A 17,455-nucleotide genomic window follows, 5' to 3' on the forward strand; every position below is an offset into this window, starting at 1 on the left:
AACGCACCAAATTTCGGGGTGGATTGCGGAGTGTAAGCTTTTGCAACAGGTCAATTAGGTCACAAGTTCCGCCTTAGTTAACCGCACTCATAAATTCATAATCCTGTTTAAAGATTATGATGGTTGTGAGACGATGTATTAACGGATAACAACAGGAATCCCCTTGATTGCGAGGAACCAACGTGCAGCCAACAGACCCTAGCAAATTTACAGATCAAGCCTGGGAAGCCATTGTCAAATCCCAGGATGTAGCCCGCCGCTTTGCCAATCAGCAGCTAGAGGTTGAACATTTAGCCATCGCCCTTCTCGAACAGCAAGGCCAGGCAAACAGCATTCTCAGCAAAGCTGGAGTCGATGCCCCCCGCTTGGCCCAGCAGTTAGATGCTTTTGCCAAACGACAGCCCAGAGTTGCCAACGCTGACCAACTATACCTCGGTCGCGGCTTAGAAGTTATGTTAGATGTTGCCGAGGCCACCAGGGCGACTTGGCAAGATAATTTTATCGCCGTTGAACATTTATTAATTGGCTTAGTAGAAGACGAACGAGTCGGGCGCAGGTTGCTGACAAAAGGCGACGGGCCGCCGGGCCGCCCCGGTTACGATCGCAAACCCCCAGCCGGTACACTCGATCGACCAAAACTCGAAGAAGCAATCAAATCTTTCCGCGCCACTGCTAAAGCCCAAGAAAAAAATTCCGAAACCGGGAAAGGCAGCCGCAGCAACGCTAAAGCCCAAGATCAAGATGGCGAAGCTAACTCCGACGCCCTCAGCAAGTACGGCCGCGATTTGACAGAAGCCGCCAAAGCCGGCAAACTCGACCCAGTAATTGGCCGCGACGAGGAAATCCGCCGCGTGGTACAAGTTCTTTCCCGCCGCCAAAAAAACAATCCGGTGTTAATTGGCGATCCCGGAGTCGGAAAAACTGCGATCGCCGAAGGTTTAGCCCAGCGAATTGTCAACGGCGACGTACCGGAATCTTTGAAAAATCGCCAGCTATTTAGCCTCGACATGGGCAGTTTAATTGCTGGGGCAAAATTCCGGGGCGAATTTGAAGAACGATTGCGGTCTGTCCTGCGGGAAGTCATCCATTCCGACGGGCAAATTGTCCTATTTATTGACGAATTGCACACGGTTGTAGGCACTGGCGGCGGTGGCAGTTCCGGTTCGGGAATGGATGCGGGAAATTTGTTAAAACCCATGTTGGCCAGAGGCGAATTGCGCTGCATCGGCGCTACAACTCTCGACGAATTCCGCAAGAATATTGAAAAAGATCCAGCCCTGGAACGCAGATTTCAACAAGTATTTGTCGGCGAGCCCAGCGTAGAAGATACTGTTTCGATTTTGCGCGGATTGAAAGACCGTTACGAACGCCACCACGGGGTAAAAATTACTGATTCGGCCCTGGTAGCTGCTGCAACTCTGTCTTTTCGCTATATTTCCGATCGCTTTTTGCCGGACAAGGCGATCGACCTCGTAGATGAAGCGGCCGCCCACTTGAAAATGGAGATTACCTCTAAACCTGTGGAATTGGAAGGCATTGACCGCCGGGTGATGCAGTTGGAAATGGAAAAATTGTCGATCGAAGGGGAAGGAAAAGGTACTCTAGCCCCCGGGCTCGGCTTCCGCGTCGAACGCATCACATCGGAGATTGACATTTTAAAAGTCAAGCAGGAAAAATTGTCCTCTCAGTGGTTGGGCGAAAAGCAGTTGTTGGATGCAATCAATAAATTGAAAGCAGAAGAAGACCAACTGCGAGTGCAAATTGAACAGGCAGAAAGGGCTTACGATTTGAATAAAGCCGCACAGTTAAAGTACGGCAAGTTGGAAACTGCGGTGCGCGATCGCGAAGCGAAAGAAGCGGAACTTTTGAAACAGCAAGCTCAAGGTTCTTCCCTGCTGCGCGAAAAAGTTACTGAGGGCGATATTGCGGAAATTGTCGCTAAATGGACGGGCATTCCGGTTAACCGGTTGTTAGAGTCCGAACGCCAAAAATTGCTGCAATTGGAAAAACACTTGCACCAAAAAGTCATCGGTCAAGAGGAAGCTGTAACAGCCGTGGCGGCGGCAATTCGCCGCGCTAGGGCGGGTATGAAAGATCCGGGGAGGCCGATCGGCTCTTTCTTGTTTATGGGCCCAACAGGCGTCGGAAAAACTGAGTTAGCGCGGGCGTTGGCGGAGTTTTTGTTTGACAGCGATGATGCGATCGTCCGCATCGATATGTCGGAATACATGGAGAAGCACAGCGTTTCTCGGTTGGTAGGAGCTCCTCCCGGATATGTCGGTTACGATGAAGGGGGACAACTTTCCGAAGCAGTGCGGAGACATCCTTATTCGGTAGTGCTGTTTGACGAAGTGGAAAAAGCGCACCCGGACGTATTTAACATTTTGCTGCAAGTGTTGGATGACGGCAGAATTACCGATTCTCAAGGTCGAGTGGTTGACTTTAGAAATACCGTAATTGTGATGACTAGCAATATCGGCAGCGACCACATTTTAGACGTGTTTACTAAGAAGGAAAAAACCGTCAAAAAACCTGCGAGTCGGAAGCAGGAAACGAAAGATTTGTCAAGTCAAAAGACAGATTATAAAGTGGCTGCCGACGGTACTGTTGAGGTGTCGGCCCAGCGAGTTGATGTTGATACTGTAACTAAGAGTGAAAACAAGACTGAAAACAAGAGTGAAAATGAAAATTTATTGACTCAAGACCGGGAGACAGACCAAGAGTACGAACAGATGTTAAAACGGGTGATGACAGCGCTGCGATCGCACTTCCGGCCCGAATTTCTCAATCGGGTGGACGAGATAATTTTATTCCACACTTTGAGCAAGGTCGAACTGCGGCAAATTGTCAGCATTCAAGTCAAGCGGATCGAGCGTTTGTTGGCCGAGCAAAAAATCACTTTGGAACTGTCCGATGCGGCGAAAAACCATATCACAGATGTCGGTTACGACCCGGTTTACGGCGCTCGTCCCTTGAAACGCGCTATCCAGCGGGAGTTGGAAAACCCGCTGGCTAACAAGATTCTGGAAAATGCGTTTGTGGAGGGAGATACAATTGCGATCGACTGCGAAAATAACACTTTGCAGTTTCGCAAAAAAGAGTCTCGTCCGGCGCTAGTAGGTAATAGTTTGTAGTTGCCGAATAGTTTGGAACAGGGAAGATGCCTGTTCCACAAACGATCAATTTTCTTGTGGAACAGGCATCTTCCCTGTTATTGACAATTAGAAACAGGGAAGATGCCTGTTCCACAAACGATCAATTTTCTTGTGGAACAGGCATCCTGCCTGTTATTGACAATTAGGAACAGGCAAGATGCCTGTTATTGAAAATGGTGAAACCTGTTACTTGATATCAAGAATTAGACATGGTGCGGCTGCCATAGGCATCCATGCTGTAGGCGGGAACGCGAACGCTGTAATCCATCTCTGTTGCTGTGATTGCTACAGCCAATTTTTCAAAAGATTCATCGTTCCAATTCCGTTCGTGGATGGGCTTTGACTGTTCGCCTAGGAAATATGCTTGAGTGCCAATTACTGAGGCTGCTACCCAACCGACGATTAAAAGAGCGATTACAATAGTCATTTTTACTTTTTCCTTAACTTTTGTTGCTTTATGTAAACTAATGTAACGAAAATTAGCAATCAACGTCAAGGTACTGTAATGTCGTGGCAACCGTCCGGCAGGTAGTAAATACCGCACCTAATCCTGAGTCTGTAGGGTGCGCTTAGTGTCAACAAGGGTTCGATCCCCCCTAACCCCTCCTTAATAAGGGGGGAACAAGAGTGTTCTCAAAGCCCCCCTTATCAAGGGGGATTTAGGGGGATCTAGACTGGGCTAGCAGCGAGAGATACAGAGGGGTTTCAGGCTTAAGTTGACACGCTTTGGTAGGGTGGGCACCGCGCATCGGTAGCTAGCACAGTACCCGGATTGTGAACTGTATCCGAAATAGCAAAACAGATTTTTGAGATTTTATAGTTAAGAAATCATAAGTTTTGCGTTAATAAATTACGATTAAAAGTCTGCCGCTGGCATGAGGAATTGCGGTCAAATTATGAGTTATGATTTATCGGTTTGGATGGGAACTAACAAATCCCAATTACCAAATTTTAAGTACAAATTACTAATTACCAATCATCGCTACAAATCATGCCCAACTCAATGTTAAATGACGACCCCTTGTGGTTCAAAGACGCGATTATTTACGAAGTACCAGTTCGGGCTTTTTCAGACAGCAATGCAGACGGGATCGGCGACTTTAGAGGACTGACAGAAAAACTGGATTACCTGCAAAACTTGGGAGTAACAGCAATTTGGGTACTGCCATTTTTTCCTTCACCGCTCCGAGACGACGGCTACGATACATCTCACTATACTACGGTCAACCCGATTTACGGCACATTAGAGGACTTTAAAGACCTTTTAGAAGCAGCGCATCAACGGGGAATTAGGGTCATTATTGAGTTAATTGTTAACCACACTTCCGACCAGCACGCTTGGTTTCAGCGAGCGCGTCGCGCCCCGAAAGGCAGTAACGAAAGAGATTTTTATGTGTGGAGTGACACGCCGGAAAAATATCAAGATGCTCGGATTATTTTCCAAGATTTTGAAACATCTAATTGGGCTTGGGATGCGGTAGCAAAAGCTTATTACTGGCACCGTTTTTATTCCCACCAACCCGATTTGAATTACGACAATCCCGCCGTCCGCCAAGCCATTTTAGATGTAGTAGATTTCTGGTTGGCACTGGGAGTAGACGGACTGCGAATGGATGCGGTGCCTTACCTGTATGAGCGCGAAGGTACTAACTGCGAAAACCTGCCCGAAACTCACCTATTCCTGAAGCAATTGCGGCAGCACGTAGATGAGAAATTCCCGAACCGGATGCTGCTGGCTGAGGCGAATCAGTGGCCGGAGGATGCGGTTGAATATTACGCTGCTGGCGATGAATGTCACATGAACTTTCATTTTCCGCTGATGCCGCGTTTATTTATGGCTTTGCATATGGAAGATAGCTTCCCAATTAGCGACATTCTCCAGCAAACTCCGCATATTCCCAATAATTGTCAGTGGGCATTGTTTTTGCGGAATCACGATGAATTGACGCTGGAAATGGTGAGTGATGAAGACCGAGATTATATGTATCGGGTTTACGCTCAAGACACTCAGGCGAGAATTAATTTGGGTATCCGCCGCCGCTTGGCTCCTTTGATGGGAAATAACCGCCGCCGCATTGAGTTGATGAATGCTTTGCTGCTATCTCTTCCGGGTACGCCGGTGCTTTACTACGGCGATGAAATTGGCATGGGAGACAATATCTATTTGGGCGATCGCAACGGGGTGAGAACTCCGATGCAGTGGAGTGGCGATCGCAATGCCGGTTTTAGTCGCGCGAACCCGCAGCGGCTGTACGCACCGCCAATTGTTGACCCTGAATATCACTACGAATCTATTAACGTGGAAGCGCTGCGGGCGAATCCGAGTTCTCTTTGGTGGTGGATGAAACGCCTGATTGCAATTCGGCAGCGCTTCCAAGCATTCGGCCGCGGAACTTGCGAGTTTCTGTACCCGGAAAACCGCAAAGTTTTAGCTTTTGTACGCACTTATCAAGACGAACACATCCTCGTAGTGGCTAATTTGTCACGCTTTGTCCAGACAGCAGAATTAGACCTGGCGCCATTTAAAGGTGCTGTTCCGGTGGAGATTTTCGGCCGCACGGAGTTTCCTGCTGTTGGCGATTCGCCTTATTTTTTGAGTTTGAGTCCTCACACGTTTTACTGGTTTACTCTTACTGCTAAACACGAAGATTTTTCGTCGCACGGTCATCCTACAGACTTGCCTAGTTTGGCGGTCATAGGTAATTGGAAAACTGCTTTTGCTACAAGTCAGTTAAGCGATATGCTGCTTAATCTTTTGCCGGGATACTTGCGGCGTAATCGCTGGTTTAGCGGTTCTGATAGGACAATTCAATCTTTAGAAATAAGTGAGGTTGTACCGATTGAATATAAAGATAGCGCGGGAGAGGAATCTCAAGTTTACATTCTGTTTTTGCGGTTGAATTATACTGAAGGTATGCCGGAAACTTACGTTTTGCCTTTAGGGTGGGAAGAGATTAAAGGCGATGTGGACGATCGGGCGATCGCGCGCCTGCACTTCCCAGAAACCAAAAAGGAAATCGGGGTACTATTTGATGCTGCTGGGGAGAAAGGTTTTCTGAGCGCGCTGCTGGGGGCGATCGGCAATTCTCGCAGTTACAGAGGTGTTGCAGGTCAACTGCTAGGAATTGCCGACAGTGCATTCAAATCAGAAGAAGATTTATCGCAGCTCGACCCTCACGTGTTCAAAAAAGAACAAAGCAATACATCCGCAGGTTACGGCGACCGCTTCGTCCTGAAAATATTGCGAAAAATCGAGGAAGGAATCAACCCCGAATTAGAAATCGGACGCTTTTTAACAGAGCGAAACTCGATCCAACACTATGCTCCAATTGCCGGAGCATTGGAATATCACACACCAGCAAAACAAGTCCTTACAGTCGGAATCCTACAAAAATTAATCCCCGACAGCGTAGATGCTTGGTCTTATACATTAGACACACTGCGCGACTATTTCGAGCAAGTAATGACAGTAGAAGCAAAGCATTCTGGCGAGAATTTATCTACTGCCCCGGAAAATTATTTGCCGAACGCTTTGACCGGACAAACCCAGCGACAGCCAAACTCGCTAGTAGCGGATTTATCCCTAGAAATTCCGCCATTGGCTCGCGAACTCATCGGCTCTTACTTAGCATCAGCCGAGCTTTTAGGTCAACGGACAGCCGAACTTCACCTCGCTTTAGCGTCTGACGCAGAAAATCCCGCTTTTGCCCCAGAAAGCTTCACCTCCTTTTACCAGCGTTCCATCTATCAACACATGAGAAATCTGGCGGGAAGAACTTTGCTGGATCTGAAAAAACGGCTGTCCAAACTGCCGCCAGACATACAAAAATCGGCGCAAAAGCTCCTCAACCGCGAAGATTTGCTCATGGAACGTTTCAAGTCTATTTTGAATTTGAGAATCACCGCCGATAGAATTCGCTGTCACGGAGACTTTCATTTCGGGCAAGTTCTTTATACAGGTAAAGACTTCGTAATTATTGATTTCGGAGGAGAACGCGATCGACCCTTAAGCGAGCGGCGGATGAAGAGGTCGCCCCTGCGAGATGTTGCAGGAATGCTGCAATCTATAAGTTACGCTGTTACTTTGGCACTCCGCAATGAAGTAGAAAGCGGCATGATTCGCCCTGAAAATCTCCCCGAGATGCAGCAGTGGGCGAACGTTTGGCACCGCTGGGTCAGCCTAACTTTTGTCAAGAGTTATTTGGCGACTGCAGCCGATGCAAGTTTCTTGCCCAAATCTATACCGGAACTACAAGTTTTGCTGGATGCTTACATTTTGGAAAAAGCGGTTGCCGAGCTAGCCTACGAACTCAATTACCGCTTAGATTTCGCGGAAATTCCGCTTCAGCGGATTCTACAATTGCTGAATTAATTAAGGGCGGGTTTATCTATACTCGTTAGGGTGCGTAGCTTTTTAGTTCCTCAATTAACAGCGAGATGCTAGAAAGTCACGCACCTTACACCATACCAAATCTGCTTTGATAACGATTAGATTGGCGAATATAATTCGCTCTTTTATACCATTTCCCTAAAATCGTGCAACACTCTTCGACCCCCCTAGCCCCCCCGCTGCATTGCGGGGGGAACAAGAATACTGTTGCATTCTTTTTTGAAATTGGTATTACAAACAAATTCCGCGCCAAGCGAGGCTAGAAGAAAAGATGGTAAAAAAATGATTTCGTATTACTTAAAATAAAGAGCAGCTTGATATAAAACTTGTTCTTGATGAGTTAACAAAGTGCAGTCAGAAAGCGGGTAGGCCACACAAGTAATAGCGTAGCCAGCTTGCAATTCTGAGGGCTTCAAAAACTTTTGTTCACTTTGGTCGATTTCACCGCTCAGCAGTTTGACAACGCAAGCAGAACACTCTCCTTGCTTGCATCCATTCGGCAAACGGATGCCGGCATCTTCTGCCATATCTAAGATATACTGGTCGTCTGGTACTGCGATCGTGCGATCGAGCGCAAGTTCCTGATTCACCAACCGAACTTGATAAACTGCCATTTTTTTCTTATTCCTCGCGAAAAGGCGGGTTTACGATGCTGTTAGTCCTAGCAAATATTTCGGGTAAAACCCGCCCCTACAACTAGAAAGGGCGGATTTGTATGGTGTAGATCTAGACAAGTGCTTCTTGATAATCGAGATTTTCATCGAGATAAATAGCCCGAATATCCTCCGGCAAATTTGATTCTAAAGTTTGATATCCTTTTTGCAGTAAAGCCTTTACCTGAGCGGGCGAAATAGCTTCGCCTTCTGCTTGCAAATAAGCTGCAATTCGAGTTTCGCTCCAGCGGAAAGTCTGAGCCATCAACACCACTAAACGCGGCAGCGGCGCTAACAATTCCAAGGCTTGTTTGACGTAACACCACAGGGGAGGCGGAGCCGATTGCAAAGAGTAGTGAATCGACTCAACAGGGGGCAATTCAGCTTGATTTATGCAGACGGCCGTGACATTAATCAGCCAGTTTTGGAGACTGAGATTTCCGCCATCAGACTCTTGGGTTTCGCGGCGCAAATCGAGGCCTCGGAGTTCGTGATAGATGTGCAGCCAAGTGTGGGCAAATAGATAATCGCCTTGTACGGGCGATCGCACGGAATGGCGAATCAGGGAGTGTACAATTTGAGCATAGCGGCAAAAAATCGCCGTGAAGAAGCGACCCTGATCGGGATGGTTTTGAAACAGAGTCAATAATTCCTGATCGCTGTGATGGAACAGGGATTTGACTACAGGATGGTTGAGTTCTGAAAAATTAGGTGTTTGCACAATTGTTCTGGAATAGCTTGGAGAATAAATGCTGGTGCAGCCCGATTCTACACGATTTGTCGATCGACATTCCAGAGTTGAGGGTGATTTTTTAGCGGTACGATGCTCGCAGAGCGGTATTTATGGCATTTTGCGGCTTTTTCAAGATAGTGTGTGGTGTTAACCCGTGCGATCGAGCTTTTCATACACCAGAAAAGTTATCAAAAACTCTGGCTATATTACTTCCCATAAAAAAGAATCTTCACCGGAACAATGCGTGTCGGTTCACCACGATAAATTAAAAGTGTTCGCTTACTTCATTACTCCGGACAGTTTTGGGAACGAGACTACACGCTTACGCGGGGCAAGGATCATAAATAAAGTCGAATTAAATGTAAGTCAGGGGTGGAGCTGACATTGATTTAATTATCCACAGGGGCTGCGAAGTCGTATAGAATAAGCCATTGGGCCATATAAAAACTGTCCGGACTATTGTTACTTATATCGTTTCCGGTAGCATCAGAATGATACCGAGGACATGGCACTGCCGTGTCCTGACTGTGGATAATATTAATTCCGATCTACCGGAGTTGATATTACTACTATAAATAACCATATCCTCCGCCCCCCGGAGTCTCAATGACAAACACATCCCCCGGCTGCATTTCCACAGTCGCCGTACTCCCCAACTCCTCAACTTTTCCCTCAACCGTTTCAACATAATTCCGTCCAACTTTACCCGCTTCGCCCCCATTCAAACCGCAAGGATAAATCACCCGCCGCCCCGATAAAATTCCCGCCGTCATCGCCTCCCGAAACCGCACTCGCCGCACAACTCCATTACCGCCGCGATGATATCCATTCCCCCCGCTATTAGCCAGAATTTCAAAATTTTCTAACAACACCGGAAACCGCCATTCTAATACTTCTGGGTCAGTTAAACGCGAATTAGTCATGTGAGTTTGCACCGCATCAGTACCGTCAAAATCTGCACCCGCACCCGAACCGCCGCAAATAGTTTCATAATATTGATAGCGCTGATTTCCAAAGGTAAAATTATTCATAGTTCCCTGAGAAGCCGCCATCACTCCCAAAGCACAATACAAAGCATCGGTAATATTCTGCGATGTTTCCACATTTCCGGCAACTACCGCCGCTGGATAGCGAGGATTCAGCATACAGCCTTCGGGATTGATGATTTCGAGAGGTTTCAAACAGCCCGCATTTAGAGGGATATCGTCATCTACCAAGGTGCGGAAAACATACAAAACAGCGGCTTTGCACACGGCTGCGGGAGCATTAAAATTGTTGGCTTGTTGAGCAGAAGTGCCAGTAAAATCTATTTTTGCACTGCGCGCAGACTTGTCAATTGTAATCGCTACCTTAATTTGTCCGCCGCTATCCATCGGATAAGTAAACTCGCCATCTTGCAAAACATCAATTACCCGCCGCACCGACTCTTCCGCATTGTCTTGTACGAAGCCCATATAAGCTTGCACAGTCTCTAATCCATAATGCTCTACCATCTTGAGAAGTTCTTCTGCGCCGCGCTTGTTAGCAGCAATTTGTGCTTGCAAATCGGCTATATTTTGAGCGGAATTCCGAACAGGAAAATTCCCCGCTGTCAGAAGTTCTAGTAATTCTTTTTCTTGAAAATTGCCCGCGCTTACTAATAGGAAATTGTCAAGCAATACACCTTCTTCAGTTACTGTTGTACTGTTGGGAGGCATGGAACCGGGAGTAATGCCGCCGATGTCGGCGTGGTGTCCCCGCGAGGCAACATAAAACAAAGGAAGGGAGGAATCACGATCGAATACTGGAGTAATAACGGTGATATCTGGCAAGTGTGTGCCGCCGTTGTAGGGATTGTTAGAAACATAAACATCGCCCGGTTGAATGGCATTGCCTTGTGCTAAAATTAAAGCTTCAACGCTTTCGCTCATCGAGCCCAGATGTACGGGAATGTGGGGCGCGTTGGCAACTAATTGCCCGTTTTGGTCGAAAATTGCACAGGAAAAGTCGAGACGTTCTTTGATGTTGACTGAGGAACTTGTGTTTTGCAATGTGACGCCCATTTGTTCGGCGATCGCCCGAAACAAATTATTAAAAATTTCCAGCAAAACCGGATCGGATTTAGCCGCAGATAAACGCGAATGAACGCCGATATTATCTGCGTCCATCTGCGTGCATCTGCGGTTCAAAATTAGATCGTTATTTTCGGTGATTTCCGCTTCCCAGCCCGGTTCTATGATATTAGTTCCCGTAGCTTCAACAATCATAGCAGGGCCTTCTATGCAGTCGTGCGATCGCAAATCGTCTCTCTGATAAACAGGCGTTTCCCGCCACCCCCCAGCAACATACATTTGCACGGTTGAAATTGGTTGCACAGGCAAGATGCGCGTCCCACCAGAGGGGGAACTTGCGGATGCTTCCGGCACATCCATTCTTTCTACAACTTCCACAGAAACCGCTTCCACAATCAGCGGTTTTTCTGGCATAATAAAACTGTAACGCTGTCGGTGGGCTGCTTCAAATTCAGCCTGCATCTCCTCAATATTGTCAGCAAAATTGACCGCCAAAACCGAGTCACTTCCCTGATATTTTAAGCGCAACTTGCTAACAACTAAAACCTCTGACTCATTCTCTGTGTTCTCTGCGCCTCTGCGGTTCAATTCCCTCTTTCCATCAGCCTCCAATTCGGTTAAAATATGATGCAACTCAGGTAATAATTCTGCATTTAATTGTTGCTCGATCGCCCTTTCGCGAATAGCCCGCACATCAGCCAAACCCATACCGTAAGCCGACAACACACCCGCATAAGGGTGAATAAATACCCGTTTCATGCCCAAAGCATCGGCGATCGCACAAGCGTGTTGGCCGCCCGCACCGCCGAAACAGCACAATGTATACTCCGAAACATCGTAACCGCGCTGAAGCGAGATTTTTTTGACAGCATTTGCCATCTTTTCCACAGCGATCGCCAAAAAACCCTCCGCCACCTGTTCCGCCGTCCTATCGCCCCCTATTTCCGCCGCTAGTTGCCCAAATTTTTGGTTTACTACGTCAGGGGCGATCGGCAAATCTCCATTCAATCCAAATACTTTCGGGAAAAAATCCGGTTGAATTTTCCCCAACATCAGATTGCAATCAGTCACCGTCAAGCGGCCGCCTTTTCGATAGCAAGCGGGCCCAGGATTGGCTCCTGCAGACTCCGGCCCAACGCGGTAGCGAGTGCCGTCAAAAAAGACAATTGAACCGCCGCCGGCTGCTACAGTATGAATTGCCATCACGGGCGATCGCAATCTCACCCCAGCAATTTCCGTCTCAAATTCGCGTTCGTATTCGCCGTTATAATGGGCAACATCTGTCGAAGTTCCGCCCATATCAAAGGTAATAATTTTATCAAAACCTGCCTTTTTGCTCGTTTGAACTGCACCGACAATTCCCCCAGCAGGCCCGGATAAAATACTGTTTTTTCCTTGAAATTGTGCGGCGTCCACTAAGCCGCCATTCGATTGCATAAACATTAATTTGGGGAATTGGGCATTGGGAATTGGGCATTGGGAATTGGGCATTAATAATCCCTCGTTCCCGGAATCTGCCTCGATTAACTGACTGGTTACTTGTTCGACATAACGCCGTAAAATCGGAGACAAATAAGCATCGACAACCGCAGTATCTCCCCGCGAAACTAATTTCATCCGCGGGCTAACTTCGTGAGATACTGAAATTTGAGTAAAGCCAATTTCTTTTGCTATTTTAGCAACTTGTTTTTCGTGTTCCGAGTAGCGGTAGCCGTGCATGAATACGATCGCACAACTGCGAATTCCCTCATCGTATGCTTGCTGCAAAGACGGGATAAACTCGGGATTGACAGCAGTTAACTCCTCACCTTGAGCGCTGTAGCGTTCTGCAACTTCAATAACTCGATCGTACAGCATCTGGGGCAAAACAATATGACGCGCGAAAATATTCGGGCGGTTTTGATAGCCAATTCTCAGCGCATCGCCGAAACCTTTAGTAATTAACAGAATTGTGCGATCGCCCTTTCGTTCCAGCAAAGCATTTGTCGCCACCGTCGTCCCCATTTTAATCGCTTCTATTTCGGTGGCGGGTATAGCTGCGTCGGCCGGAATTCTCAAAATCTCGCGAATTCCTTGAACTGCGGCGTCGGTGTAGCGTTCCGGGTTTTCCGACAGCAGCTTGTGAATGACTAATTTACCGTCGGGGCTGTTGGCGACAATATCGGTAAAAGTGCCACCGCGATCGATCCAGAATTGCCAGCGAGTGCGATCGGGAAAATCAGCATTCATATATATCTTTTTCCTGACTTTTGTTGTTTTACTGATTCAGAATTATTCAACAAAATTATCTGAAAGTCAATTCATAAATTTCATAAAATTCAGAACCTGAGACTCATAAAAATCATATCTGTTTCTCTCTCATCTTCTTTCTTCTTCCTTCGCGCCCTTCGCGTCTTCGCGGTTCGTTAAAATAAAACTGCTATATATATCGAATAGCCTCAACCAACCCCTGACAAACACCAGCCAGAAAATCCAAATCCAAAGTCTCAATCCTATCACTTCCTCGATGATAATGCGGATTTCGCATATTAGCAGTATCAGTCACCATAATAGCCGGATAACCATTATCCCAAAAAGGAACATGATCGCTGCGGCGAGTATCGGGAACAATTAAACCTCGATTCGGCACCGGCAGCCACTCGCAGGGCTGACCAGATTTGCGAATTTTGCCACTCAAATTAATCAAATCGGGCACCGTCGGGAAAGTGCCAATTAAAGCAATAAAATTACCACTATTTGGATAAAAATATTTCAAGCCAGCGGGATAGCTTTGAGAATTAGGATTAGGGTTGCAATAACCCAACATTTCCAAAGAAATCATTAACCGGATTGACTTTTGCTGTTGCTTGTATTTAGCTGCATGATGACTGCTTCCCAAACAACCGTATTCTTCCATATCGAAGGCGACTAATTGCACTGGATATTTGAGCGGTCCAGATGCGATATCCCTTGCGAGTTCCAGCAAAACAGCCACACCAGTAGCATTATCATCGGCCCCAGGCGATCCGGGTGCAGTATCGTAATGAGCACCAATTACGATCGGCGGCAACCGCTTCTTACTCGTCCGATCGGAGGGGGGTAAATCCAAGATAAAATTGTGATGAATTCGACCGCGCACGGAAAAATCGTCAATTTCTACTGTTCCCCACTGTGCCAACAGTTCGCGGATGTATTGCTGGGCATAAAAATGCCCTTCGGATGCGAGGTATGGATTGCGATCGCGTACAATTTGAATCAGATGGCTGTGCAAGCGTTCCTTGAGATTCATGCGATCGGAGATACAATGAGTACACTAAGATTATATGGGATTGAATTATGATTGGAGAAGTCAGAATCGAAAATTATAAGTCGATTCAAAAGCTGAAGCTAGAATTAGGACGAGTAACTGTATTGATCGGTGAAAATGGCTGCGGCAAAAGCAATATCCTAGAGGCGATCGCCCTTGCTTCTGCGGCGGCAGATGATAAGCTGGATAACGAGTTTTTAGCATCTAGGGGCATCAGAGTTACAGAACCTCAATTGATGCGATCGGCTTTTGAAAATGAAAATTTGGTTGAAGAGATAAAAATTGACTTAAGGTGGAATGATGGACAAGAATTTAAGTTTCGTTTACAAAATGATAACTCTCCCTATTCTCAATGGGTTAATGACAGCAATTATTATATTTGTTATAGTCCACTTCCAGATTTTGTAAGTTATTATATTGGCACCAATATAGAAAAAAATAAGATTCTTAAACATCAGGCTTATCAAATAGTTTATCTATGGAAATTTATAATTTACTCTCCTGAAAACCAAGCTTTACGAACTTTTGAAAAAGAAGGCCAAATTCAACCATTAGGGATTAATGGAGAAGGTTTGTTTAAACTTTTAAAATTTTTGAATTCAGATGATAAGCAAGAGCAGCTTAATGAAATCAAAAAAAAGCTGCAACTGATAGATTGGTTTCAAGATTTTGAAGCTCCTCCACATTTATCAAATATTCAAAACTCTCTCCCAATTAAAGATAGATACTTAGACCCGGATTTAACTTACTTTGACCAAAGAAGTTCTAATGAAGGCTTTTTATTTTTGCTTTTTTACTTCGCTTTATTTATTAGCGCTCTCACGCCTAAATTTTTTGCAATTGATAACATTGACGCTTCCCTCAACCCCAGATTGTGTCGCAGATTAATGCAAGAATTAGTCGAATTATCCAAAAAACACGGCAAACAAGTTATATTCACAACCCACAACCCGGCAGTTTTGGACGGTTTGGATTTAGATGATGATGAACAGCGGCTGTTTGTGATCTACCGCAACCAATTAGGGCATACTAAAGCTAGACGCATTCTCAAACCTGAACCTCTCGAAGGACAGGAACCTGTAAAATTATCCGAGGCTTTTTTGAGGGGCTATATCGGCGGACTTCCTAAGAATTTTTAATATGATTAGTTTTGGATTAATTACTGAGGGATTGACTGACCAGATTGTGATTGAAAATATTTTAGCAGGATATTTCAAGAATCCCGATCTAGATATTAGACCGCTTCAACCAGAAAGAGATAAACAAGATGAAAACAAATTTAAAGGTTATGGTAGTTGGAGTCAAGTTTTTGCTTATTGCCGTTTAAAAGATTTTCAAGAAGCGTTTCAATTTAATGACTATATAATTATCCAAATAGATACTGATGTTTCAGAAGAGCATGGTTATGATATCCCACAGCGACATGAAAATGGCGAATTCACTCCTAAAGAGTTGATTGAAAAAGTTATCGAAAAGTTTAAAGAGGAAATTGGCGAAGATTTCTACAGTCAATGTCAACAGCGAATCATTTGGGCTATATCAGTACACTCTATTGAGTGTTGGTTGCTGCCACTGTATTATAAAGACAACAAAAAGTCTAAATTCAAAAAGTGTTTAGAAACCTTAAATAAGGAGCTTGTCAAGAAACATAATTTTACAATTGACGCCAAAAAGCCTGAATATTATCGGGAAATTTCCAAACAATATCGCAAGCATAAGGATTTGATGGCTTGTTACCAACACAATCCCAGTTTGACAAGTTTTGTAGTAGAGATTGAAAGCAAGAAAATTGTTATTCCTTTAGAAGACGAGTGGTAAATTTAGGCAATTTTGCCTAAACTTTTCCACCTGCTAAACTTCTGATTCCAATTCGCCTACCCGCACCTGCACCGGCAACTCTACCGAATTTAACTCAGACGACTCTAACAATCCTGTTGCTTCAACTTCTGCACTCGCTTCACCGTGCCGCACTTTTCGCAATTTCTCACCCAAAGTATCCCGCTGATTAATCAAATAAATACTCACCAAAGTCAGCCCAACTCCCATCGATTGTAGCGGATTGAGCACTTCGCCCAAGAACAAATTGCCGAACAGCAAAGCAAATACAGGCGTAAGAAAGGTAAGAGAACTTAAACTTGTTAGACTGCCACTCGAAGCAAAATAAAAGAATAAACCGTAGGCGATCGCACTTCCGAACACAGTAGAATAAGCTAACGCCATCCAGCCGGAAAAATCGATATTCACAAACTGCTCAGACTCAGTTGCAGCAGAAATTGCCAACAGCGGCAAACCGCCCAAAATCATGTGCCAACCAGTCGCCACCACCGGGTCAACATAACGGCAAACCCAGCGCACCAAAACCGTACCCACAGCCATCGACAAAGCAGCCAACAGCATCAACCATTCTCCACCCTGAAAGAACTGTTCGATACCCGCAGAAACCTCCCTGTTTTCAGGAGGAAAAAGCCCCAAAATCCAGCCATCCGGCAACCCGATCAAACTGATGCCCGCAACGCCAATAACTAATCCCAACCAGCCCCAAAAACCAATTTTTTCTTGAAACAGCCACAAACACAAAATCGCCACAGCTAGCGGTTGAGAATCAATCATCACCGAACCCAAACCCGCACCGGTTCTCGCCAAACCTTCGGCTAAAAAGCCTTGAAACAAAGTAGCGTCAACCAAAGCAAACAGCGAAATCCACAGCCAAGCTTTCCAACCCTGCGGCTGCGGTTTTCCCATGAATGCCGCCGCCAGCAGCACCAACGCACCCGCAGGTACTAAACGCACGAATGCCACAAACAGCGGCGTTGTGTGCGGCATCACCCCTTTCATCGCTACCATCGCGGTTCCCCACAGGAAAAACGGCGCAATTAGCAACAGCGGGGCAAAAGGCAGTTTTGAATCGGTAAGCTTTAGCTGCATGGGGATGGCTCCAGATAATTGATGAGATTGATTCTCGTGGGGATGATGTAGTTTTGTTAAGCAATTTTTACAATTATATATTGGTGTTGAGTTAAATGCGATCGCACAAATCTCGGCCATTATGAACAGGCAAGATGCCTGTTCCACAAAATCAAGGTGGAACAGGCATCTTGCCTGTTGCGAACACAGGCACAACATCTACCCCGATGAATAAGGCACACTATAAGAAGTTAGCTACAAAAATCCGTAACATTGCCTGTAC

Annotated in this window: 10 protein-coding genes; 4 read left to right on the forward strand and 6 right to left on the reverse strand. The window is 45.9% G+C overall.

Annotation, left to right across the window (positions count from 1 at the left end):
- Nucleotides 1-182: 182 nt before the first annotated feature.
- Nucleotides 183-3,134: an AAA family ATPase gene (locus QUA24_RS03295; protein ID WP_333227175.1), complete on the forward strand. Its 2,952-nt coding sequence runs from the start codon at nucleotides 183-185 to the stop codon at nucleotides 3,132-3,134.
- Between the two features lie 217 nt (nucleotides 3,135-3,351).
- Here the strand turns inward: QUA24_RS03295 and QUA24_RS03300 are convergent, their stop codons facing one another.
- Nucleotides 3,352-3,582: a photosystem II protein, Psb35-related gene (locus QUA24_RS03300; RefSeq protein ID WP_333227177.1), complete on the reverse strand. Its 231-nt coding sequence runs from the start codon at nucleotides 3,580-3,582 to the stop codon at nucleotides 3,352-3,354.
- Between the two features lie 564 nt (nucleotides 3,583-4,146).
- Here QUA24_RS03300 and treS point away from each other — a divergent pair.
- On the forward strand, nucleotides 4,147-7,527 hold the full coding sequence (gene treS, locus QUA24_RS03305) for a maltose alpha-D-glucosyltransferase (RefSeq protein ID WP_333227179.1): 3,381 nt from the start codon (nucleotides 4,147-4,149) through the stop codon (nucleotides 7,525-7,527).
- A gap of 311 nt (nucleotides 7,528-7,838) precedes the next feature.
- Here treS and QUA24_RS03310 read toward each other — a convergent pair whose 3' ends face one another.
- From QUA24_RS03310 to QUA24_RS03325, 4 genes are all read right to left on the reverse strand, one after another.
- On the reverse strand, nucleotides 7,839-8,159 hold the full coding sequence (locus QUA24_RS03310) for a 2Fe-2S iron-sulfur cluster-binding protein (protein WP_333227181.1): 321 nt from the start codon (nucleotides 8,157-8,159) through the stop codon (nucleotides 7,839-7,841).
- 112 nt (nucleotides 8,160-8,271) lie between these two features.
- A complete protein-coding gene (locus QUA24_RS03315) occupies nucleotides 8,272-8,919 on the reverse strand; it encodes a sigma-70 family RNA polymerase sigma factor (protein WP_333080899.1) in 648 nt (215 codons plus the stop codon).
- A 581-nt stretch (nucleotides 8,920-9,500) separates the two neighbouring features.
- Entirely contained in the window at nucleotides 9,501-13,211 is a 3,711-nt protein-coding gene (locus tag QUA24_RS03320; RefSeq protein ID WP_333227183.1) for a hydantoinase B/oxoprolinase family protein, read from the reverse strand.
- Nucleotides 13,212-13,401: 190 nt separating this feature from the next.
- On the reverse strand, nucleotides 13,402-14,250 hold the full coding sequence (locus tag QUA24_RS03325) for a M28 family peptidase (RefSeq protein WP_333227185.1): 849 nt from the start codon (nucleotides 14,248-14,250) through the stop codon (nucleotides 13,402-13,404).
- Between the two features lie 47 nt (nucleotides 14,251-14,297).
- Here QUA24_RS03325 and QUA24_RS03330 point away from each other — a divergent pair, with 47 nt between their 5' ends.
- Entirely contained in the window at nucleotides 14,298-15,407 is a 1,110-nt protein-coding gene (locus tag QUA24_RS03330; protein WP_333227187.1) for an AAA family ATPase, read from the forward strand.
- 1 nt (nucleotide 15,408) lies between these two features.
- The gene (locus tag QUA24_RS03335) at nucleotides 15,409-16,086 is read left to right on the forward strand and encodes a phage tail protein (protein WP_333227189.1); all 678 of its coding nucleotides are present in this window, start codon (nucleotides 15,409-15,411) and stop codon (nucleotides 16,084-16,086) included.
- A gap of 33 nt (nucleotides 16,087-16,119) precedes the next feature.
- Here QUA24_RS03335 and QUA24_RS03340 read toward each other — a convergent pair whose 3' ends face one another.
- The gene (locus QUA24_RS03340; protein WP_333227190.1) at nucleotides 16,120-17,193 is read right to left on the reverse strand and encodes a DMT family transporter; all 1,074 of its coding nucleotides are present in this window, start codon (nucleotides 17,191-17,193) and stop codon (nucleotides 16,120-16,122) included.
- Nucleotides 17,194-17,455 lie beyond the last annotated feature (262 nt).

The sequence above is a fragment of the Microcoleus sp. Pol12B5 genome, assembly GCF_036701335.1.
In the GTDB taxonomy this organism is placed as follows: Bacteria; Cyanobacteriota; Cyanobacteriia; order Cyanobacteriales; family Microcoleaceae; genus Microcoleus.